17 protein-coding genes and 3 tRNA genes are annotated in these 20,636 nt (G+C 54.9%); 18 read left to right on the top strand and 2 right to left on the bottom strand.

Annotated elements, in window-relative coordinates; genetic code table 11:
- Positions 1-113: 113 nt before the first annotated feature.
- The 3 genes from ACXIZX_RS17055 to ACXIZX_RS17045 all read left to right on the top strand — a co-directional run bounded on the left by ACXIZX_RS17055 (position 114) and on the right by ACXIZX_RS17045 (position 566).
- Positions 114-189 (top strand) — tRNA-Gly (locus ACXIZX_RS17055).
- 28 nt (positions 190-217) lie between these two features.
- A tRNA-Gly gene (locus ACXIZX_RS17050) sits at positions 218-293 on the top strand.
- Between the two features lie 197 nt (positions 294-490).
- Positions 491-566 (top strand) — tRNA-Gly (locus ACXIZX_RS17045).
- Positions 567-999: 433 nt separating this feature from the next.
- Here ACXIZX_RS17045 and queG read toward each other — a convergent pair.
- The gene (queG, locus tag ACXIZX_RS17040; RefSeq protein ID WP_479404618.1) at positions 1,000-2,139 is read right to left on the bottom strand and encodes a tRNA epoxyqueuosine(34) reductase QueG; all 1,140 of its coding nucleotides are present in this window, start codon (positions 2,137-2,139) and stop codon (positions 1,000-1,002) included.
- Here queG and nnr point away from each other — a divergent pair.
- The 15 genes from nnr (at position 2,138) to ACXIZX_RS16965 (ending at position 20,320) form a co-directional block, all read left to right on the top strand.
- Positions 2,138-3,655, top strand: a complete 1,518-nt coding sequence (nnr, locus tag ACXIZX_RS17035; RefSeq protein ID WP_479404617.1) for a bifunctional ADP-dependent NAD(P)H-hydrate dehydratase/NAD(P)H-hydrate epimerase — start codon at positions 2,138-2,140, stop codon at positions 3,653-3,655. The genes queG and nnr overlap by 2 nt on opposite strands.
- 3 nt (positions 3,656-3,658) lie before the next feature.
- Positions 3,659-4,135: a tRNA (adenosine(37)-N6)-threonylcarbamoyltransferase complex ATPase subunit type 1 TsaE gene (gene tsaE, locus ACXIZX_RS17030; protein WP_479404616.1), complete on the top strand. Its 477-nt coding sequence runs from the start codon at positions 3,659-3,661 to the stop codon at positions 4,133-4,135.
- On the top strand, positions 4,132-5,793 hold the full coding sequence (gene amiB / locus ACXIZX_RS17025; RefSeq protein WP_479404615.1) for an N-acetylmuramoyl-L-alanine amidase AmiB: 1,662 nt from the start codon (positions 4,132-4,134) through the stop codon (positions 5,791-5,793). The genes tsaE and amiB overlap by 4 nt, the downstream gene beginning before the upstream one ends.
- A gap of 43 nt (positions 5,794-5,836) precedes the next feature.
- Entirely contained in the window at positions 5,837-7,684 is a 1,848-nt protein-coding gene (mutL, locus tag ACXIZX_RS17020; RefSeq protein WP_479404614.1) for a DNA mismatch repair endonuclease MutL, read from the top strand.
- Positions 7,677-8,618: a tRNA (adenosine(37)-N6)-dimethylallyltransferase MiaA gene (miaA, locus tag ACXIZX_RS17015; protein ID WP_154154930.1), complete on the top strand. Its 942-nt coding sequence runs from the start codon at positions 7,677-7,679 to the stop codon at positions 8,616-8,618. Before mutL ends, miaA begins: the two co-directional genes overlap by 8 nt.
- A gap of 110 nt (positions 8,619-8,728) precedes the next feature.
- Positions 8,729-9,046: an RNA chaperone Hfq gene (hfq, locus tag ACXIZX_RS17010; protein ID WP_008103618.1), complete on the top strand. Its 318-nt coding sequence runs from the start codon at positions 8,729-8,731 to the stop codon at positions 9,044-9,046.
- 80 nt (positions 9,047-9,126) lie between these two features.
- Positions 9,127-10,407: a ribosome rescue GTPase HflX gene (hflX, locus tag ACXIZX_RS17005; protein ID WP_179452043.1), complete on the top strand. Its 1,281-nt coding sequence runs from the start codon at positions 9,127-9,129 to the stop codon at positions 10,405-10,407.
- Between the two features lie 171 nt (positions 10,408-10,578).
- A complete protein-coding gene (gene hflK / locus ACXIZX_RS17000) occupies positions 10,579-11,814 on the top strand; it encodes an FtsH protease activity modulator HflK (protein WP_008103614.1) in 1,236 nt (411 codons plus the stop codon).
- Between the two features lie 3 nt (positions 11,815-11,817).
- Positions 11,818-12,822: a protease modulator HflC gene (hflC, locus tag ACXIZX_RS16995; RefSeq protein ID WP_008103613.1), complete on the top strand. Its 1,005-nt coding sequence runs from the start codon at positions 11,818-11,820 to the stop codon at positions 12,820-12,822.
- Positions 12,823-12,878: 56 nt separating this feature from the next.
- A complete protein-coding gene (locus ACXIZX_RS16990) occupies positions 12,879-13,076 on the top strand; it encodes a DUF2065 domain-containing protein (protein ID WP_008103612.1) in 198 nt (65 codons plus the stop codon).
- Positions 13,077-13,256: 180 nt separating this feature from the next.
- Positions 13,257-14,555: an adenylosuccinate synthase gene (locus ACXIZX_RS16985; RefSeq protein ID WP_008103611.1), complete on the top strand. Its 1,299-nt coding sequence runs from the start codon at positions 13,257-13,259 to the stop codon at positions 14,553-14,555.
- Positions 14,556-14,745: 190 nt separating this feature from the next.
- A complete protein-coding gene (nsrR, locus tag ACXIZX_RS16980; RefSeq protein ID WP_008103609.1) occupies positions 14,746-15,189 on the top strand; it encodes a nitric oxide-sensing transcriptional repressor NsrR in 444 nt (147 codons plus the stop codon).
- A gap of 16 nt (positions 15,190-15,205) precedes the next feature.
- On the top strand, positions 15,206-17,656 hold the full coding sequence (gene rnr, locus ACXIZX_RS16975; RefSeq protein WP_154154936.1) for a ribonuclease R: 2,451 nt from the start codon (positions 15,206-15,208) through the stop codon (positions 17,654-17,656).
- A 108-nt stretch (positions 17,657-17,764) separates the two neighbouring features.
- Complete coding sequence (gene rlmB, locus ACXIZX_RS16970; RefSeq protein WP_007892019.1) at positions 17,765-18,499, top strand: 23S rRNA (guanosine(2251)-2'-O)-methyltransferase RlmB; 735 nt, start codon at positions 17,765-17,767, stop codon at positions 18,497-18,499.
- Positions 18,500-18,691: 192 nt separating this feature from the next.
- Entirely contained in the window at positions 18,692-20,320 is a 1,629-nt protein-coding gene (locus ACXIZX_RS16965) for an isovaleryl-CoA dehydrogenase (RefSeq protein WP_179452044.1), read from the top strand.
- On the opposite strand, the gene bsmA is transcribed toward ACXIZX_RS16965, so the two are convergent.
- Complete coding sequence (bsmA, locus tag ACXIZX_RS16960; RefSeq protein WP_179452045.1) at positions 20,297-20,620, bottom strand: biofilm peroxide resistance protein BsmA; 324 nt, start codon at positions 20,618-20,620, stop codon at positions 20,297-20,299. The two genes, ACXIZX_RS16965 and bsmA, sit on opposite strands and share 24 nt — an antisense overlap.
- Positions 20,621-20,636 lie beyond the last annotated feature (16 nt).

Here is a 20,636-nt window from a genome sequence, read left to right as displayed (position 1 = left end):
GTTGAGTTGGGTACAAGGCGGCAACTGAGCGAATATCTGGGAGCTTACTTTAGTAAGTGACCTGATTGAGTGAAGGAAGCCAACGCAGTAACCAACACAAATACGATGATTATGCGGGAATAGCTCAGTTGGTAGAGCACGACCTTGCCAAGGTCGGGGTCGCGAGTTCGAGTCTCGTTTCCCGCTCCAAATTTTCGTTGCGTAGTAAACCTCTAATGCGGGAATAGCTCAGTTGGTAGAGCACGACCTTGCCAAGGTCGGGGTCGCGAGTTCGAGTCTCGTTTCCCGCTCCAGAGTTTGTAGTAAACCATCCAAATCACGGATTTAGTCGTTAGCGTGATTGTTGTGACAAAAATACGAAGATGCAGAATCGAGTATTTTAGTTTGCAACAAGGCGGCAACTGAACGAATCCCTGGGAGCTTACATCAGTAAGTGACCTGGGTGAGCGAAGGCAGCCAACGCAGTAGCGAACTAAAATACGAAGATTATGCGGGAATAGCTCAGTTGGTAGAGCACGACCTTGCCAAGGTCGGGGTCGCGAGTTCGAGTCTCGTTTCCCGCTCCAAATTTTTATATTCACTAATGTTATTTGCCCTTAGGCGCAATCAGAATTAAAACTGCTGCTGATATTTTTTATCGCATGCAACACCGTTTTTTCTGGAAATTTTTCACGCCTCGCTAGCACCGATAATGCTTGTTGTCTGACGCAGTTATCTTACAGGTTATCCACAATGTGCCTGCAAGGTTCTGACGGCGTTTTCCCCGTTGTTTAAAACTGTTTTGAACAGAGTTATCCACAAGCTCTGGACAAACCCCTGCGCGCTAAACACGACGTGAATATTTACAATAATCGTTTAATTGATTGATTTATAAGTGGTTAAGCGTATTTCAGACTGTGATCTTACCCTTTAGACGAAATTACGATCTCCGTCACTATTCCGTTGGATAATTTTATTCACAGCATGTGGAAAAGCGTTTTATCCTGTGCGACTGCTCAATCAAGCATCACGTGGCAGGCCTTTTTCGACCGCGCGCACCAGCCGCTGTTTCTTCGCTGGCTGCACTTCCACCGCTTGCGCCGCGCGCTTCTGCAACTGCTGTGCAATCGCCCATTCAATATGTTCATCAAGCAGTGGATGTTCGCCGCTACGCGATGCTAATGCCGCCATATTTTCTTCTGCCCAGGGCGCATTGCCCAATGCCACCGCAATGTTACGCAACCAGCGCAAATGCCCAATACGCCGAATCGCTGAACCTTCAGTGATGCGCAGAAATTTGGCTTCGTCCCATTTGAACAGTTCGGTGAGCGGTGGCGCATGCAGCACCGCGCGCGGTGAAAAATCATCCTCATCGGTTAACTGACCGTAACGATTCCACGGGCAGATCAGTTGGCAATCGTCGCAGCCATAAATTCGATTACCAATCAGCGGACGGAACTCTTCGGGGATTGTGCCTTCCAACTCGATGGTGAGATAGGAGATGCAGCGCCGGGCATCGACCACGTAAGGTTCGACGATAGCGGAAGTGGGGCAGATAGTGATGCAGGCGACACAGCGTCCACACTGCTCTTCCTGTGGCTGATCAACCGGTAACGGCAGATCAATCAGCAATTCGCCGAGGAAGAACCAGGAACCCGCTTCACGGTTGAGGATCAGTGAATGTTTGCCGGTCCAGCCTAAACCGGCTTTAGCGGCAATCGGGCGTTCGAGAATCGGCGCGGAATCGACGAACGGGCGAAAATTGAGTTCGCCACAGTGCGCCTGAATCATTTCTCCGAGCTTTTTCAGTCGATTGCGCAATACTTTGTGATAGTCGCGGCCCAGCGCATAGCGACTTACATAGCCCAGCTGCGGATTTTTCAAGGTGCTGGCAAAGGCGGCTTTGGCTGGAAGGTAATTCATGCGTACGCTAATCACGCGCAGCGTGCCGGGCAGCAGCTCATGCGGCCGTGCGCGCATCATGCCGTGGCGCGCCATCCAATCCATCTCGCCGTGATATTGCTTATCCAGCCACGCCTGCAGTTTGGGCTCTTCGGCGCTCAGATCGGTATCGCAAATACCCACCTGCTGGAAGCCGAGGTCGCGTCCCCACTGTTTGATTTGTTGAGCGAGCTGTTGAAGATCGAGAGGATATGACATGAGAAACCAGGCAATTGAAGCAAACGCGCGCAGTTTACCACACTCTGTCTGGCCTGCGCAGGCGATGGCACAACTGGAACGCGATGCCGCCGATAGCCTGGGCTTAACGCTGTTTGAGCTGATGCAACGTGCTGGCCAGGCCAGCTATGAATTAGTCCGCCAACTGTGGCCGCAGGGGCACCATTGGTTGGTGCTGTGCGGGCACGGCAACAATGGCGGCGATGGTTATGTGGTGGCGCGACTGGCGCAGGCAGCAGGTTTGAATGTAACGCTGCTGGCGTGCACGGGCAGCAAAGCCATGCCAGAAGAGGCGCAGCAGGCGCAAGACGCATGGCTGGCGGCGGGCGGTGTGATTCACGCGGCGGATGCGCCGTGGCCGGAAAAGGTTGATGTGATTGTTGATGCGCTGCTCGGCACCGGCCTGAATCGTGCACCTGCTGATCCCTACGATCGCCTGATTACGCTGATCAACGCGCATGCCGCACCGGTGCTGGCGATCGATATTCCTTCCGGTTTGCTGGCGGCTAACGGCACGGCGCCGGGCGAGACGGTCATCGCCGATCACACGTTGAGCATGATTGCGTTGAAACCCGGCCAACTGACCGGTAAGGCGCGTGATTACGTTGGTGTCCTGCATAATCACGAGTTGGGTTTGTCGGCGTACCTTGCCGCTGAACAGGCACCGATTTTACGCTATGACGCCGGAGACTTAACGCGCTGGCTGAAACCGCGTCGTGCTACCTCACACAAAGGCGACCAAGGTCGGCTGTTGGTGGTCGGCGGCGATAGCGGCACGGCGGGCGCGATTCGCATGACTGGTGAAGCCGCATTGCGAACCGGTGCCGGACTTGTGCGCGTGCTGACGCATGAAGATAATATTGGCCCGATTCTCACTGCGCGACCGGAGCTAATGGTTGATGCGCTGAGCGATGAACGTCTGGATCAGGCGCTGGAGTGGGCGGATGTGATCGCCGTTGGACCGGGGCTCGGCCAACGCGATTGGGCTCAGAAGGCACTGAAAAAGATCGCGGCCAGTGAAAAGCCAATGCTTTGGGATGCGGATGCGCTTAACCTGCTGGCAATCAAACAGGATAACCGTCAGAATCGCATCATTACGCCGCATCCCGGCGAAGCTGCACGCTTGCTGGGAGTGAAAACCAGCGAGATTGAGAGTGACCGCTTACATGCTGCGCGCGCCCTGGCGAAACGCTACGGCGGCGTAGTGGTATTGAAAGGTGCGGGCACGGTGATTGCCAGCGCGGCGGGTGACATCGCGATTGCCGATGTGGGCAACGCGGGCATGGCGTCCGGCGGCATGGGCGATGTGCTGAGCGGGATTATTGCCGCTCTGCTCGGCCAGAAACTGACATTACTTGATGCAGCCTGCGCAGGCTGTGTCGCGCATGGGGCAACAGCCGATGCCGTCTCGCGTCAGCGCGGTACACGCGGCATGTTAGCCACTGATTTGTTCGAGCTGCTGTGGCAGTTTGTTAATCCAGAGATGATCCAACAATAAAGCATGAAGACCTGTGTTATCCCTTTGCCCGATGAGGCGGCAACCCTGAATCTGGGTGCGCAATTGGCGCGCGTCTGCAACAGCGCGCTGGTGATCTATCTTTATGGCGATTTGGGTGCCGGTAAGACCACCTTTAGCCGTGGTTTTCTGCAGGCGCTCGGCCATCAAGGCAATGTAAAAAGCCCAACTTACACGCTGGTCGAGCCCTACGAGCTCGGCTCTCGCACGCTGTACCATTTCGATCTCTATCGTCTTGCCGATCCCGAAGAGCTGGAGTTCATGGGCATCCGCGACTATTTCACCGGCGACGCGCTCTGTCTGGTTGAGTGGCCGCAGCAGGGAACTGGCGTGCTGCCTGAGCCCGATTTAGCGCTGACGTTGCGCTATGTTGATGCGGCGCGTGAAGCCGAAATTAGTGCGGTTTCCGCCACGGGCGAAGCGCTGTTAACTCAATTCCAGCAAAGCAGGGATCCGGCATGATGTCACGGATGAGAATCATTGTACTGGGCTTGCTGTGCCTGTTTTCTGCCTCGGCGTTGTCTGCCACGTTATCAGATATCAAAGTTGAAAATGGCGATAGCCAGGCCACCGTCACGCTGAGCTTTAACGGTCAACCGGTGTATGGCTTTTTCCCACTGCATAATCCCAATCGTGTGGTGCTCGATATTCGTCAAAGCGGCGCGATTAAAGGTCTGCCGCTGAATTTTAGCGGCGAAAATATTGTGCAGCGCATTCGCCATAGCCAGCCGAAAGATAAGCAAAGCCTGCGTCTGGTGTTCGAACTGACGCAGCCCGCGCAGACGCGCGCCAGCACGCAGCGCGATGGCAGTAATTATCGCGTGGTTTTCACCATTCGTGGGACGCAGCCAGCGAAGCGTCCGGCCGTTGCCGCACCTGTCACCACGGCGCGTGAAAGCCAGCCGCAAAGCAGCAGCCAGGGCAATCCGTTCAACGCCAATCAGGTGACTGCGGTGACCAGCAGCAATACCACCGTGCGTCCCGGCAACTCGGTCAGCCGCAACGATGTGGTGATTGTGGCGATTGACGCCGGACACGGCGGCCAGGATCCCGGTGCATCAGGTCAGCACGGTTTGCATGAGAAAAATGTCACCATCTCGATTGCGCGTAAATTGAAAGCGCTGATGGATCAGGACCCGATGTTCAAACCGGTGCTGACGCGCAACGGCGACTATTTCATCTCGGTGATGGGCCGTTCCGAAGTGGCACGTAAAGAGAACGCAAACCTGCTGGTATCCATCCACGCCGACGCCGCGCCAAACCATTCCGCCACCGGCGCATCGGTTTGGGTGCTGTCTAACCGCCGCGCCAATAACGAAATGGCGAACTGGCTGGAACAGAAAGAGAAACAATCTGAGCTGCTAGGCGGCGCAGGCGACCTGCTGGCGAATAGCCAGGCCGATCCCTATCTCAGCCAGGCGGTTCTGGACTTGCAGTTTGGTCATTCACAGCGTGTAGGTTATGACGTCGCCGTCAAAGTCCTGCAGCAGCTACGCGGTATTACGCCGCTGCATAAACGTCTGCCGGAACATGCCAGCCTTGGCGTTTTACGTTCCCCGGATATTCCTTCTTTACTGGTCGAAACCGGCTTTATTAGTAATGCCGCGGAGGAGCGGCTGCTTGGCAGCAGCGCGTATCAGGAGAAGATTGCTCAGTCGATTTATAAAGGCCTGCGCAATTATTTCCTTACGCATCCGCTGCAATCGATCCCAAAGGAGGAAAACCGGCCGCTGGACAGCGCACCAGCGGTTAGCGTAGCCAGCAACCCGGCGACCGGCACGGTGCAATATACCGGCGCGACGCAGCGTCATACCGTGACGCGTGGCGAAACATTGTCCGGCATCGCGGCAAAATATGGCGTGAGCATGGCGACGTTACGTGAGATGAATAGCCTGAAGCGCGATGTGGTTTGGGTAGGGCAGCGCCTGAAGGTGCCAGCGAAATCCAGCGTTAGCGTGGCGTCGGCGAGTCGTCCAACCCGGCATAAAGTGGTGCGCGGCGATTCGTTGACGGCCATTGCCGCGCACTATGGCGTGAGCTCGAAAGCCATCATGCAGGCGAATAATATGAAGTCGAGCAATGTGATGCTGGGGCAAAACTTAAAAATTCCGCAATCCTGATTGTTGGCTCTTCGTGAGCCAACCAGCCAGAAGGATCACCACCATGCCAATACAGATTTTACCGCCGCAGCTGGCGAACCAGATTGCCGCAGGCGAAGTGGTTGAGCGCCCGGCGTCGGTCGTAAAAGAGCTGGTGGAAAACAGCCTGGATGCCGGTGCCACGCGCATTGATGTCGATATTGAGAAAGGTGGCGCGAAGCTCATCCGCATTCGCGACAACGGCTGCGGCATCGCCAAAGACGAACTGGCGATGGCATTGGCGCGGCATGCGACCAGCAAAATAGCCTCGCTCGATGATCTTGAGGCGATCATGAGCCTCGGTTTTCGTGGCGAAGCGCTCGCCAGTATCAGTTCTGTTTCTCGTTTAACGCTGACTTCACGCACCGCCGATCAAAGCGAAGCCTGGCAAGCCTACGCGGAAGGGCGCGACATGGATGTGACGGTGAAACCGGCTGCGCATCCGGTGGGCACATCGCTGGAAGTGCTCGACTTGTTCTATAACACGCCCGCACGCCGCAAATTCATGCGTACCGAAAAGACCGAATTTACCCATATTGATGAGGTGATTCGTCGCATTGCGCTGGCACGCTTTGACGTCGCCATCTCGCTTAGCCACAACGGCAAGTTGATGCGCCAGTATCGCGCGGTCAGTGAAGATGCGCAGCGGGAGCGGCGTTTAGGTGCCATTTGCGGCACCACGTTTATGCAGCATGCTTTGCGTATTGAGTGGCAGCACGACGATTTAGCGCTGCGCGGTTGGGTCGCCGATCCCAACGGCTCGCGCCAGGTTACCGACCTGCAATATTGCTACGTCAACGGACGCATGATGCGCGACAAGCTGATCAATCACGCAATTCGTCAGGCGTATCAAACGCAGCTTGGCGACGATCAGCAGCCGGCTTACGTGCTCTATCTGGAGATCGATCCGCATCAGGTAGATGTCAACGTTCATCCGGCTAAGCATGAGGTGCGTTTCCATCAGTCGCGTTTGGTACATGATTTTATCTGGCAAGGCGTGATGAGCGCGCTGCAAGCCAGTCGCGCGCCGGAATTGCCCATCACCCACGTCGAAGAACCGGCACCGAAGTGGCAGCCAGAAAACCGCCAGGCAGCAGGCGCGAACCACTTTGCCCAGCCCAGCAACACGCCACGCAGCGGTAGCGCTTCTGCGGCTGCAAGCTGGCAGAGTAAGGAGCCGGTTTACAGTGCGCGTGAAGGCAATGCGTATAAGCAGTTGATGAAAACGCCGGTGGTAGAAACGCCGCGTGCTGCGCCAGTTCCTGCGGCGGCTCCAGTGCGTCAGCCGGAAACACGTGAAGCACCGCTGGCCGCCCACGCGCAAAGTTTTGGCCGCGTGTTAAGCGTTTTACAGGATCGTTATGCGCTGCTGGAACGTGGCAGCGCGCTGCAATTGTTATCGCTGGCCGTGGCGGCACACTGGTTAAAACAGGCCCAGCTGCAACCAGGCGAAGAGGGCTTAAAACCGCAGCCATTGCTGATCCCGGTACGCCTGAAAATTGCCGCGCCGGAACTGGCCGCTATCGCCGATCATGCCGCGCTGCTGAGACAGATGGGCATTGATTTACAACGAGAAGGGCAGCACGTCACGCTGCGCGCGGTGCCTTTACCGTTACGAACACAAAATTTACAAATCTTGATTCCAGAACTGTTAGGCTACCTGGCCCGGCAGCAAGAGGTTTCTGCATCCACGTTGGCCCAATGGCTGGCGCGTCGAGATGATGCAGAAGACGCTCACTGGAATCACTCGCAGGCGATTGCACTGCTGGCAGAGCTGGAAAGGATTTGCCCGCAACTGCTGAAGTCGCCGCCTTCAGGTCTGTTACAGACCATTGAGATTGAGAGCGCGCTGAACGCGTTGAAGCATGAGTGAAATAAACCAGGCTAGCCGGCCAAAGGCAATTTTTTTGATGGGGCCTACCGCCTCCGGTAAGACGGCATTAGCGATTTCGCTGCGTCAGCAACTTCCGGTGGAACTTATTAGCGTTGACTCTGCCTTAATCTATCGCGGGATGGATATTGGCACGGCGAAACCGTCGGCAGAAGAGTTAGCACTGGCGCCCCATCGTTTGCTGGACATTCGCGATCCGGCGGAAGCGTATTCCGCCGCAGAATTTCGTCGCGATGCGTTGGCAGAAATGGCGGAGATCACCCGGAAGGGGAAGATTCCGTTGCTTGTTGGTGGAACCATGCTCTACTTCAAGGCGTTACTTGAAGGATTGTCGCCGTTGCCCTCGGCCGATCCCGAGGTGCGTCAGCGAATAGAGCAAATGGCGGCGGAGAAAGGGTGGGAAGCCCTGCACCGTCAGCTGTGTGAAATCGATCCGGTCGCCGGTAGTCGTATTCATCCGAATGATCCGCAGAGACTTTCGCGAGCACTGGAAGTTTTTTTTATTTCGGGTAAAACTTTAACGGAACTGACAAAAACCTCCGGCGAAGCGTTACCCTACGACGTGTACCAGTTTGCTATCGCACCTGCGAGTCGCGAACTGATACATCAACGCATTGCGTTGCGTTACGACCAGATGCTAGCGTCAGGATTTGAAGCGGAGGCTCGTGCACTGTTTGCGCGAGGTGATTTGCATACGGACATGCCTTCCATTCGTTGTGTAGGTTATCGCCAGATGTGGTCTTATTTATCAGGCGAAATCGATTACGACGAAATGGTTTATCGGGGAATTTGCGCCACTCGGCAGCTCGCTAAACGCCAGATGACCTGGTTACGCGGCTGGCCTGAAGTACACTGGTTAAACAGTGATGAGCCAGAGTTAGCGCGTAATGCGGTGCTTAAGGTAGTTAGTGCGTAGCAGGGATGATTGTGTACAATTGATTGGTTATCGTGCGCAAATTTTTACGCAGTTTTTCTGAACCACGGTTCTTAAAGCAACAAACAACAAGCATATAAGGAAAAGATAGAATGGCTAAGGGGCAATCTTTACAAGACCCGTTTTTGAACGCATTGCGTCGTGAACGTGTACCGGTTTCGATCTATTTGGTGAATGGTATTAAGCTGCAAGGGCAAATTGAATCCTTTGATCAGTTCGTCATTCTGTTAAAAAACACGGTCAGCCAGATGGTGTATAAGCACGCCATCTCTACAGTGGTTCCTTCTCGCCCAGTGTCGCACCATAGCAATAACGCGGGCGGCAGCGGTGGTAGCAGCAACTATCATCACAGCGGAAGCAACCAAGGCGCTCAGTCGCAGCCACAACAAGACGGCGATAACGCAGAATAATTTTGCGCTGCCGTAAAGCCAGGGCTGGAGAACGAGCACGTTTTCCTGTCCTGGTTATTTTATTTTAGCGAGGTTATAGCTTGTTTGACCGTTATGAAGCCGGTGAGCAGGCCGTACTGGTACACATCTGGTTCTCCCAAGACAAAGAGCTGGAAGATTTGCAGGAGTTTGAAACTCTTGTCTCTTCTGCGGGCGTTGAAGCGCTGCAAGTCATTACGGGCAGCCGTAAAGCGCCACATCCCAAATATTTTGTCGGTGAAGGAAAGGCAGTTGAAATTGCCGATGCGGTGAAAGCGAGTGGAGCATCGGTCGTTTTATTCGATCATGCCTTAACTCCTGCCCAGGAACGTAATTTAGAGCGTGTGTGCGAATGTCGTGTCGTTGACCGCACCGGCCTAATTCTTGATATTTTCGCTCAGCGCGCCCGTACCCATGAGGGTAAATTACAGGTCGAGCTGGCACAGTTACGCCATATGGCAACACGTTTAGTGCGTGGATGGACGCACCTTGAACGCCAAAAAGGTGGTATCGGTTTACGTGGTCCGGGTGAAACCCAGTTGGAAACGGACCGCCGTTTACTACGCAATCGAATTAGCCTGATCCTTTCCCGTCTTGAGCGTGTTGAGAAGCAGCGCGATCAGGGCCGCCAATCACGTGCTAAAGCTGACGTGCCAACCGTTTCTCTGGTGGGCTACACCAACGCAGGCAAATCTACCCTGTTTAATGCAATAACCTCCGCTGATGTTTATGTGGCAGATCAACTGTTTGCGACGCTTGATCCGACTTTACGTCGCCTGAATGTTGCAGACGTTGGTGAAGTGGTTCTGGCTGACACAGTGGGATTTATTCGTCATTTGCCACATGACTTAGTGGCTGCGTTTAAAGCTACGCTGCAGGAAACGCGTCAGGCAGCGCTGCTGCTCCATGTCGTTGATGCGGCTGATTTACGTATCAATGACAACATCGAAGCCGTGAATGAAGTGCTGGCAGAAATAGAATCCGATGAAATTCCAGCACTGATGGTCATGAACAAAATCGATATGCTGGAGGACTTTGAGCCGCGTATCGATCGCAACGAAGAGAACCAACCGATTCGCGTTTGGTTATCTGCACAGAGCGGCGTGGGTCTGCCGTTACTGTGGCAGGCGCTTTCTGAGCGTTTAGCCGGTGAGATTGCACAGTACGATTTACGTCTGCCGCCGGAAGCGGGCCGTTTACGCAGTCGTTTTTATCAGTTGCATGCTATAGAAAAAGAATGGAATGAAGATGATGGCTGTGTGAGTTTACACGTGCGTATGCCGATCGTTGATTGGCGTCGTCTGTGTAAACAAGAGCCGTCGCTAGCCAGTTATATTGTTTGACCGTTGCCTAACCGATCTTACCCAAAAGATTTCAGGTTGTAGCAAGGCGGCAATTGAACGAATTCCCGGGAGCTTACATCAGTAAGTGACCGGGATGAGTGAAAGCAGCCAACGCCGCTACAATCTGAAAGATGAAGGGTAAGCCGTAAATACAATAAATGGAGTAGAAACATGGCGTGGAATCAGCCCGGAAATAACGGACAGGACCGCGACCCGTGGGGAAGCAGCAATAATCAAGGCGGCAACTCTGGGGGAAATAAAGGAGGTCGCGATCAGGGACCACCTGATCTGGATGATATCTTCCGAAAGCTGAGTAAAAAACTCGGCGGACTGGGCGGTGGCAAACAGAATGACAATGGCCAACGCAGCGGCGGTAGCGGTGGCAAAATAGTTGGCATCGTTGCCGTAGCGGCGGTCGTTATCTGGGCGGCTAGCGGTTTCTACACCATCAAAGAAGCGGAACGTGGCGTCGTCACGCGCTTTGGCAAATTTAGCCATCTGGTTGAGCCTGGCCTCAACTGGAAACCGACTTTCGTCGATCAGGTTCGTGCCGTAAACGTAGAAGCCGTACGTGAACTGGCCGCGTCTGGCGTGATGTTGACGTCGGATGAGAACGTGGTGCGCGTTGAGATGAACGTACAGTACCGCGTGACCGATCCTGAGCGTTATCTGTATGCCGTGACCAGCGCTGACGACAGCCTGCGTCAGGCCACTGACAGCGCCTTGCGTGGCGTTATTGGTCGCTCAACCATGGACCGCATCCTGACGGAAGGCCGTACCGTGGTACGTAGCGAAACTCAGCGTGAGCTCGACGAGACCATCCGTCCGTACAACATGGGTATTACCCTGCTGGACGTAAACTTCCAGGCGGCGCGTCCACCGGAAGAAGTTAAAGCCGCATTTGACGATGCGATTGCCGCGCGTGAAAACCGTGAACAGTACGTTCGTGAAGCTGAAGCTTATTCGAACGAAGTTCAGCCGCGTGCTAATGGTCAGGCGCAGCGTATCCTCGAAGAGGGGCGTGCTTACAAAGAGCGTACGGTGTTAGAAGCGCAAGGTGAAGTGGCACGTTTTGCCCGCTTGCTGCCGGAATATAAAGCTGCACCAGAAATCACGAAAGAACGTCTTTACATTGAAACCATGGAACGCGTGCTGAGTCATACCCGCAAGGTATTGATCAGCGATCGTGGTAACAATTTGACGGTTCTGCCACTGGATCAACTGATGCGCGGTGGTCAGGCATCTGGCCAGGGCGGTCAGAAAATGACGAATTTAATGAAGTCTCCTTCGTCGTCCGATAGCAATGCGAATCGGGGAGATACTTCATCTTACAGTCCAGACAGCATCATGGATCAGCGTCGCGCCAATGCGCTGCGCAACGATACCCAGCGCCAGGGGAGGGAGTAATCGATGCGTAAGCCAATCATCGCCGTAATTATTGTAGTGCTGGTGGTGCTTTACGCGTCACTGTTCGTGGTGCAGGAAGGCCAACGCGGCATCGTGCTGCGCTTTGGTAAGGTTCTGCGTGATGACGAAAACAAACCGCTGGTGTACGCACCGGGTCTGCATTTCAAAATTCCGTTTATCGAAACCATGAAATCACTGGATGCACGCATTCAGACCATGGATAACCAGGCTGACCGCTTTGTTACCAAAGAGAAGAAAGACCTGATCGTTGATTCTTATATCAAATGGCGTATCAGTGACTTCAGCCGTTACTACCTGGCAACCGGTGGTGGCGACGTTTCTCAGGCTGAAGTGCTGCTGAAACGTAAGTTCAGTGACCGTCTGCGTTCTGAAATGGGGCGTCTGGATGTGAAAGACATCGTGACCGATTCGCGTGGCCGTTTGACCACTGACGTGCGTGATGCCCTGAACACCGGTAGCGCAGGTAATGATGATGACGTTCAGACGCCAGCTGCGGATGACGCCATTGCGAATGCGGCAGCACGTGTAGAACGTGAAACCAACAGCAGCGAGCCGGCACCAAACCCGAACAGTATGGCTGCGTTGGGTATTGAAGTTGTCGACGTGCGCATCAAGCAGATCAACCTGCCGACTGAGGTTTCTGACGCGATCTACAACCGTATGCGCGCCGAGCGTGAAGCGGTAGCGCGTAGTCAGCGTTCACAAGGTCAGGAAGAGGCAGAGAAACTGCGTGCGCAGGCCGATTATCAGGTCACGCGTACGTTGGCAGAAGCACAGCGTGAAGCGCTGATTTCTCGCGGTGAAGGTGATGGTGAAGCAGCAAAACTGTTTGCTGATGCCTTCAGCCAGGATCCGGATTTCTATGCCTTTATCCGCAGCCTGCGTGCCTATGAGAATAGCTTCTCAGACAATCAGGATGTGTTAGTGCTGAGCCCGGATAGCGATTTCTTCCGCTATATGAAAGCGCCCTCTAACGCCACGCGTTAAGAACTGATATAAAGTCCAGGCCGACAATGTTGTCGGCCTTTTTTTTGGGAAAAATCATGAATTCAACCATCTGGATGGCGCTGGCTTTGGTTTTGGTGCTGGAAGGACTTGGACCGATGTTTATGCCACGCGCATGGAGACGCATGATTCTGGCGATGACGCAGTTGCCCGATCGTCTCTTGCATCGTTTTGGTGGCGGTTTAGTGGTGGCCGGCGTGGTTATTTACGCCATGATCAGTATGCATGCGCGTTAATCAGCGTAAATTTGTGTGATGCCGCGCGACTCAATTGTGTCTGTTGGCCGCTGTTCCCCCAACATGTTGTGAGCTGAGCAAAACTCAGGCAAAAAACAGCGCAATCGTATGCTAAAAGTGCTGAAAGAGTAAAAGTCAGGTGGTAGAATCCATTTTTAAGCAATCGGTGATTTTGAAAAAATGGGTAAGAACGTCGTCGTACTGGGCACCCAATGGGGTGACGAAGGTAAAGGTAAGATCGTAGACCTTCTGACAGAGCGCGCGAATTACGTCGTGCGTTACCAAGGTGGCCATAATGCAGGCCACACACTTGTCATCAACGGTGAAAAAACCGTCCTCCACTTAATTCCATCTGGCATCCTGCGTGAAAACGTCACCAGCATCATTGGTAACGGCGTTGTACTGTCGCCTGAAGCGCTGATGAAAGAGATGAAAGGTCTGGAAGAACGCGGTGTGCCGGTACGTGAACGTCTGTTGATCTCTGAAGCCTGCCCATTGATTCTGCAATACCACGTAGCAATGGATGTGGCGCGCGAAAAAGCGCGTGGCGCCAAAGCTATCGGCACCACCGGTCGCGGTATCGGTCCTGCCTATGAAGATAAAGTGGCACGTCGCGGTCTGCGCGTGAGCGATCTCTTCAACAAAGAAACCTTTGCGGTGAAGCTGAAAGAGATCGTCGATTTCTACAACTTCCAGCTGGTTAACTATTACAAAACTGACGCTGTTGACTACGAAAAAGTGCTGAGTGATACGCTGGCGGTTGCCGATATCATTACCAGCATGGTGGTTGATGTGTCTGATCTGCTGGACGGCGCGCGTAAGCGTGGCGACCTGATCATGTTCGAAGGTGCACAGGGTACGCTGCTGGATATCGATCACGGTACTTATCCGTACGTGACCTCATCGAACACCACCGCAGGCGGCGTAGCGACGGGTTCAGGTATTGGTCCTCGCTATGTTGATTACGTGCTGGGTATCGTCAAAGCCTACTCAACGCGCGTTGGTGCAGGTCCATTCCCGACCGAACTGTTCGACGAAACCGGTGAGTTCCTGTGTGCACAAGGTAACGAGTTCGGCGCGACCACCGGTCGTCGTCGTCGTACCGGCTGGCTGGATGCGGTTGCCGTTCGCCGTGCAGTACAGATCAACTCGCTGTCAGGTTTCTGCATGACCAAGCTGGACGTGCTGGATGGCCTGAAAGAAGTGAAAATCTGTGTGGCTTATCGCATGCCAGATGGCCGCGAAATGACCACCACGCCGCTGGCGGCTGAAGGCTGGGAAGGCATTGAGCCGATTTACGAAACCATGCCAGGCTGGAGCGAGACCACATTCGGCGTTAAGACGCTGGAAGGTCTGCCACAAGCTGCACGTGACTACATCAAACGTGTAGAAGAAGTGACCGGTGTGCCGATTGATATTATTTCTACCGGCCCAGACCGCAGTGAGACCATGATTTTGCGCGACCCGTTCGACGCATAATCTCCTCAGGCCGGACTCTGTCCGGCCTTTGTATTTCTAATCTTTGACTCCACTCACTCTATTTTTTCTTGCAGATATCGATACTTGCCAGAAAAAACGCACCGGCCACCACGCTCTGGTTTATCATCATATTTAAACATCACGCCGACCGGCGCATAACCATAACGTTCGATGATTCACTGAGGTATATGTGCAGCTAACAAGTTTTACCGATTATGGTCTGCGTGCCCTGATTTACATGGCGACGTTACCGGAAGGTAAGCAGACCAACATTACCGAAGTCACCGATACCTACGGGGTGTCGCGTAACCATATGGTTAAAATCATCAACCAACTGAGCCGGGCTGGCTTTGTCGCCGCAACACGCGGTAAAAACGGCGGAATTCGTTTAGGCATGGACCCGGAAAAAATCGTCATTGGCGATGTGGTGCGAAGAATGGAGCCGTTGCAGCTCGTGAACTGCGACGAGTGTGTGATCACGCCGGCCTGTCGTTTGCGTAAAGCATTGCACGATGCGGTCCAGCTATTCCTCAAGGAACTGGACAAGTATACGCTGGCCGATTTGGTCAAAGATAACGATTCGCTGTACCAACTTTTATTGTCCGAACCGCCGGTGGCAATCCAAATTAAATGACATCGGAGGAACCGTAATGTCAAAAGATCCTTTTCAGGATAGAGAAGCTGAAAAATACGAAAACCCAATTCCAAGCCGCGAATTTATTCTGGCACTGCTAGAAAAACGGGAAAAACCGACCAACCGCGATGACATCGCGCAGGAATTGAATATCACCAGCGAAGAGCAACTGGAAGCGCTGCGTCGTCGTCTGCGCGCCATGGAGCGCGATGGTCAGCTGGTGTTTACGCGTCGTCAATGTTACGCCCTGCCAGAACGTCTCGATCTCTTGCGCGGAAAAGTGATTGGTCATCGCGATGGCTACGGCTTCCTGCGCGTGGAAGGCCAGAAAGATGATTTCTATCTCTCTGCCGAACAGATGAAATTCTGCCTGCACGGCGACGTAATTCTGGCGCAGCCGGGCAGCGCCGATCGTAAAGGTCGTCGCGAAGCGCGCGTTGTGCGTGTGCTTGAACCGCGTAACAGCCAGATCGTTGGTCGCTACTTCACCGATGCGGGCACCGGATTTGTGGTGCCAGACGACAGCCGCCTGAGCTTTGATATTCTGATCCCGCAAGAAGAAACGCTCAACGCGCGTATGGGTTCGGTGGTGGTGGTGGAAATCACCCAACGTGCCACGCGTCGCACCAAGGCGCTCGGCAAGATTACTGAACTGCTTGGCGACGATATGGGCACCAGCCTTGCGGTCGATATGGCGGTGCGCACTCATGAAATCCCACACACCTGGCCGGAAGAAGTTGAGAAGCAGATCGCTAAGCTAAAAGAAGAAGTGCCGGAAGAGGCGAAGCTTGGGCGTGTTGATTTACGTAAGTTGCCGCTGGTCACCATTGATGGTGAAGATGCGCGCGACTTTGATGATGCTGTTTTCTGCGAGAAGAAGCGCGGCGGCGGCTGGCGTTTGTGGGTGGCGATTGCTGACGTCAGCTATTACGTGCGTCCGGGCACACCGCTGGACGATGAAGCGCATCAGCGCGGTACTTCGGTCTATTTCCCGTCGCAGGTTATCCCGATGCTGCCGGAGATTCTCTCCAATGGCTTGTGCTCGCTAAATCCGCAGGTTGATCGTTTGTGCATGGTGTGCGAGATGACCATCTCCTCCAGCGGCAAACTCACCGGTTTCAAACACTATGAAGCGGTGATGAATTCCCATGCGCGACTGACCTACAACAAAGTGTGGAACATTCTGCAAGGTGATGCCGATCTGCGTGAACAATACGCGGCGCAGGTTCCTCATCTGCAAGAACTGCACAACATGTATCAGGTGCTGGAAACCGCGCGCGAGCAGCGTGGCGGCATTTCGTTTGAGACCGATGAAGCCAAGTTCATCTTCAACGCCGAGCGTCGCATTGAGCGCGTTGAGCGCACCTCACGCAATGATGCGCACAAGCTGATTGAAGAGTGCATGATTCTCGCCAACATCGCCTCGGCGCGTTTTGTTGAAAAAAATGAAGAGCCTGCGCTGTTCCGCGATCACGATCGCCCAAGCGAAGACAGCATCAAAAGCTTCCGTACCGTACTGAACGAGCTGGGCTTAAGCCTGCCGGGCGGCGCTAAGCCGCACCCGACCGATTATGCTGCTCTGCTGAAACAAGTTGCCGATCGTCCAGACGCGGAAATGCTGCAAACCATGCTGCTGCGTTCGATGAAGCAGGCCGTTTACGATCCTGAAAACCGGGGGCACTTCGGCCTGGCGCTGGCGTCTTATGCGCACTTTACCTCGCCGATTCGCCGTTATCCGGATTTGCTGCTGCATCGCGCCATCAAATATCTGCTGGCAAAAGAGCGCGGCGAAGTCGATGGCATCACCACGCCGACCGGTGGCTATCACTACGACATGCAGCAGATGCTGCAGCTGGGCCAGCACTGTTCGCTGACCGAGCGCCGTGCTGATGAAGCCACGCGCGATGTTGCTGATTGGCTGAAGTGTGACTTCATGCAGGATCAGGTTGGCACCGTGTTCAACGGCGTGATCTCCAGCGTGACCGGCTTTGGTTTCTTCGTACGTCTCAACGATCTGTTTATCGATGGTTTGGTGCACGTCTCGACGCTGGATAACGACTATTATCGCTTCGATGCGGTGGGGCAGCGTTTGATCGGCGAATCCGGCGGTCGTACTTATCGTCTGGGCGATGCGGTGGAAGTGCGCGTTGATGCAGTACATATGGACGAGCGTAAAATCGACTTCGCGCTGATTTCCAGCAAGCGTGTACCGCGCGGCGAAGGCAAAACCGAGCGCGAGCGTGAGAAACGCGGCGGCAAACCGCCAGCTAAACGTCGTCGTGATGCCGGTAAGAAGGGCACTTTCGAGCCTGATTCAGCGTTCCGTGGCGACAAGAAAAAGCCTGCCGTTGCTGAGAAACCGGCTAAAAGCGAGAAAAAAGGCAAAAAAGTTTCCGAGAAAACCCGTAAAATCGCCGCCGCCACCAAGTCCAAGCGTGCGTCGAAGAAGCAGCCTGACGAAGCCTGATAGTTTGGTCGCCTTGTATGGCGACCAGACGAAAACGTTGCAGGGTGCGCATCAATGCGCACCCGAATCTCCGTATTCAACGATCTAAATCCAACCTTGAGCAAAGTAATGAGTGAAATAATTTTTGGTATTCATAGCGTGCAGGCGCTGCTGGAGCGCGATCCTCAGCGTTTTCAGGAAGTCTTTATCCTTAAAGGCCGCGAAGATCGTCGCCTGCAGCCGCTGATCCTCGCATTGGAAGCTCAGGGAATCCCGGTGCAGGTGGCGAACCGTCAATGGCTCGATAGCCAGGTTGAAGGCGGCGTGCATCAGGGCATTGTGGCGCGCGTGAAGCCAGGCAAGCAGTATCAGGAAGGTGATTTGCCGGATCTGCTGCAGAGCCTTGAGAAGCCGTTCCTCCTGGTGCTGGATGGCGTTACCGATCCGCACAATCTCGGCGCTTGCCTGCGTAGCGCGGATGCCGCTGGCGTGCATGCGGTCATCGTGCCAAAAGACCGTGCAGCACCGTTGAATGCCACCGCGAAGAAAGTGGCCAGCGGCGCGGCAGAAAACGTGCCGTTGATTCGCGTCACCAACCTGGCGCGTACCTTACGCTTGCTGCAGGAATACAACGTCTGGGTCGTTGGTACCGCAGGCGAAGCCGATCACACCGTTTACCAAAGCAAAATGACTGGCCCAATGGCGCTGGTGATGGGTGCGGAAGGTGAAGGCATGCGTCGTTTGACGCGTGAGCATTGCGATGAGCTGATCAGCATCCCAATGGCCGGCAGCGTCTCGTCACTCAACGTGTCAGTTGCCACCGGCGTCTGCTTGTTCGAAGCCGTTCGCCAGCGTCAGGCGTGATCCCCACCGCAAAAAAATTTCCAGACCAGGCATAACTGCAAAACAGCTACATACTTATACCCTAAATAATTCGAGTTACAGGAAGGCGGCAAGCGGCAAGTGCGTGAGTCCCCAGGAGCTTACATCAGTAAGTGACTGGGGTGAACACACGCAGCCAACGCACCTGTAGCTCGAAGTATGACGGGGATATGTATGATTTGGCACACCCACACCGTATTCAATCAGCCCGATCCGCTCAGCAACAGCAACCTGTTCACGCGAGATATCGCCCTGTGCGAGGCCGTTGCACGCGAAGGCGCCAGCTGGGATCGCGAATGGCTGGCTTCAGTCGGCCTGCAACTTGGCAGCGCCGAATCCCTTGAGTTAGGCCGCTTAGCGAACGTTGAAGCGCCAGAACTGCTGCGCTACAACGCGCGCGGCGAACGTCTCGATGAAGTACGTTTTCATCCCGCCTGGCATCTGCTGATGCAGGGATTGTGCGCCAGCCGGCTTCACAATCTCAGTTGGCAGCCCGACGTGCAGCCACAGGCGATGGTGGCGCGTGCCGCACGTTTTATCCTGCATGCACAGGTGGAAGCGGGCTCGCTCTGTCCGGTGACCATGACGCACGCCGCCATTCCGCTGCTACAAAATCATCTGCCTGAACCCTACGCTGACTGGCGCGAAGCGCTGCTCAGCGATCGTTACGATGCGCATCATCTGCCGGGCAATAAGAAACGCGGCCTGCTGATAGGCATGGGCATGACGGAAAAACAGGGCGGCACCGATGTGTTGAGCAACACCACACGCGCCGAACCGCTCGGCGTGCGCGGGCAGGGCGAAGCGTATCGCATCACCGGCCATAAATGGTTTTTCTCGGTCCCACAAAGCGATGCGCATCTGATTCTGGCGCAGACTTCTCAAGGACTAAGTTGCTTCTTCCTGCCCCGCTTGCTGCCGGATGGCGCGCGCAATGCTATTCGCATCGAACGACTGAAAGACAAGCTCGGCAATCGTTCCAACGCCAGCGCTGAAGTGGAATTTCAGGATGCGATCGGCTGGCTGATGGGCGAAGAGGGCGACGGCGTGCGGCTGATCCTCAAGATGGGCGGCATGACGCGCTTCGACTGCGCGCTGGGCAGCCACGGACAGATGCGTCGTGCGCTGTCGATTGCCGTACACCATGCGCAGCAGCGTCAGGTGATGGGCAAGAACCTTATCGATCAGCCGCTGATGCGCGCAGTGCTGGCGCAACAGGCGCTGCAACTGGAAGGACAAACCGCCTTGATGTTGCGACTGGCGCGCGCCTGGTCAACACCGGCCAGCGAACATGAACGCTTGTACGCACGCTTGTTCACACCGGCCGCCAAATTCGTGGTCTGTCAGGCAGGCATGCCCTTTGTGGCAGAAGCAATGGAAGTGCTGGGCGGCATTGGCTATTGCGAAGAGAGCGAGCTGCCGCGTCTTTATCGTGAGATGCCGGTCAATAGCATTTGGGAAGGATCCGGCAATGTGATGTGCCTGGATGTCCTGCGCGTGCTCGGCCGCCACGCCGAGGTGATGACCATGCTGCACGATGAGTTTGATGCGGTGAAAGGCAGTAATCGTCACTTTGATCGCCGCTGGCGGCAGTTACGCTTGCAGCTCGCGAATCCGCGCGAAGGGCAGGCGCGGGAGATCACACGCGAGTTACTGCAGCTGGCGAGTGCCGCGATTCTGCTCAAAGTGGCAGAGCCGCCGCTGGCCGATGGCTGGTGTCAGCAGCATCTCGATCTGCGCGGCACGCGTGCATTGAGCGACGATCTCTGCGCACGCTTACTATTGCGCTGCAGTGCCGCTTGACGGCGCGCCATACAGAATGGCGGTAGCGTACCAGAAGCTGGGAATGGTGGTTTCATCCAGCATCAAAATTTGATAGTAAACCGCGCCCGCCCGATTGGCCTTAGCAGCAATAGCGCGCTGCGCATCATCCGGCGATCCGCGTGTGGTGGCGGTGATATTGCCGAGCTTTGGCAGACCATAACTTTGCGCGCGTGAAATCTCCTGCGCTTGCTGCGTGGGTGGCGGCGGAGCTTGTGGCGTGGTGGTGAAAGCGGCGCAGCCGCTGAGCAGCAGAGTTAAGGCCAAATAGAGGGTACGCATAGCAACTCCTGAAGCA

It is taken from the genome of Candidatus Pantoea symbiotica (assembly GCF_056491525.1).
The sequence above is the reverse complement of the archived record's forward strand: the minus strand, read 5'-3'. Positions and strand labels throughout refer to the sequence as shown.

Bases quoted from the DNA above. Each gene is read 5' to 3' on its own strand.
- rlmB (WP_007892019.1), top strand. From the start codon at position 17,765: ATGAGTGAAATAATTTTTGGTATTCATAGCGTGCAGGCGCTGCTGGAG.
- rnr (WP_154154936.1), top strand. From the start codon at position 15,206: ATGTCAAAAGATCCTTTTCAGGATAGAGAAGCTGAAAAATACGAAAAC.
- ACXIZX_RS16990 (WP_008103612.1), top strand. From the start codon at position 12,879: ATGAATTCAACCATCTGGATGGCGCTGGCTTTGGTTTTGGTGCTGGAA.
- miaA (WP_154154930.1), top strand. From the start codon at position 7,677: ATGAGTGAAATAAACCAGGCTAGCCGGCCAAAGGCAATTTTTTTGATG.
- tsaE (WP_479404616.1), top strand. From the start codon at position 3,659: ATGAAGACCTGTGTTATCCCTTTGCCCGATGAGGCGGCAACCCTGAAT.
- amiB (WP_479404615.1), top strand. From the start codon at position 4,132: ATGATGTCACGGATGAGAATCATTGTACTGGGCTTGCTGTGCCTGTTT.
- bsmA (WP_179452045.1), bottom strand. From the start codon at position 20,620: ATGCGTACCCTCTATTTGGCCTTAACTCTGCTGCTCAGCGGCTGCGCC.
- nnr (WP_479404617.1), top strand. From the start codon at position 2,138: ATGAGAAACCAGGCAATTGAAGCAAACGCGCGCAGTTTACCACACTCT.
- mutL (WP_479404614.1), top strand. From the start codon at position 5,837: ATGCCAATACAGATTTTACCGCCGCAGCTGGCGAACCAGATTGCCGCA.
- hflK (WP_008103614.1), top strand. From the start codon at position 10,579: ATGGCGTGGAATCAGCCCGGAAATAACGGACAGGACCGCGACCCGTGG.
- hflC (WP_008103613.1), top strand. From the start codon at position 11,818: ATGCGTAAGCCAATCATCGCCGTAATTATTGTAGTGCTGGTGGTGCTT.
- ACXIZX_RS16965 (WP_179452044.1), top strand. From the start codon at position 18,692: ATGATTTGGCACACCCACACCGTATTCAATCAGCCCGATCCGCTCAGC.
- queG (WP_479404618.1), bottom strand. From the start codon at position 2,139: ATGTCATATCCTCTCGATCTTCAACAGCTCGCTCAACAAATCAAACAG.
- hfq (WP_008103618.1), top strand. From the start codon at position 8,729: ATGGCTAAGGGGCAATCTTTACAAGACCCGTTTTTGAACGCATTGCGT.
- ACXIZX_RS16985 (WP_008103611.1), top strand. From the start codon at position 13,257: ATGGGTAAGAACGTCGTCGTACTGGGCACCCAATGGGGTGACGAAGGT.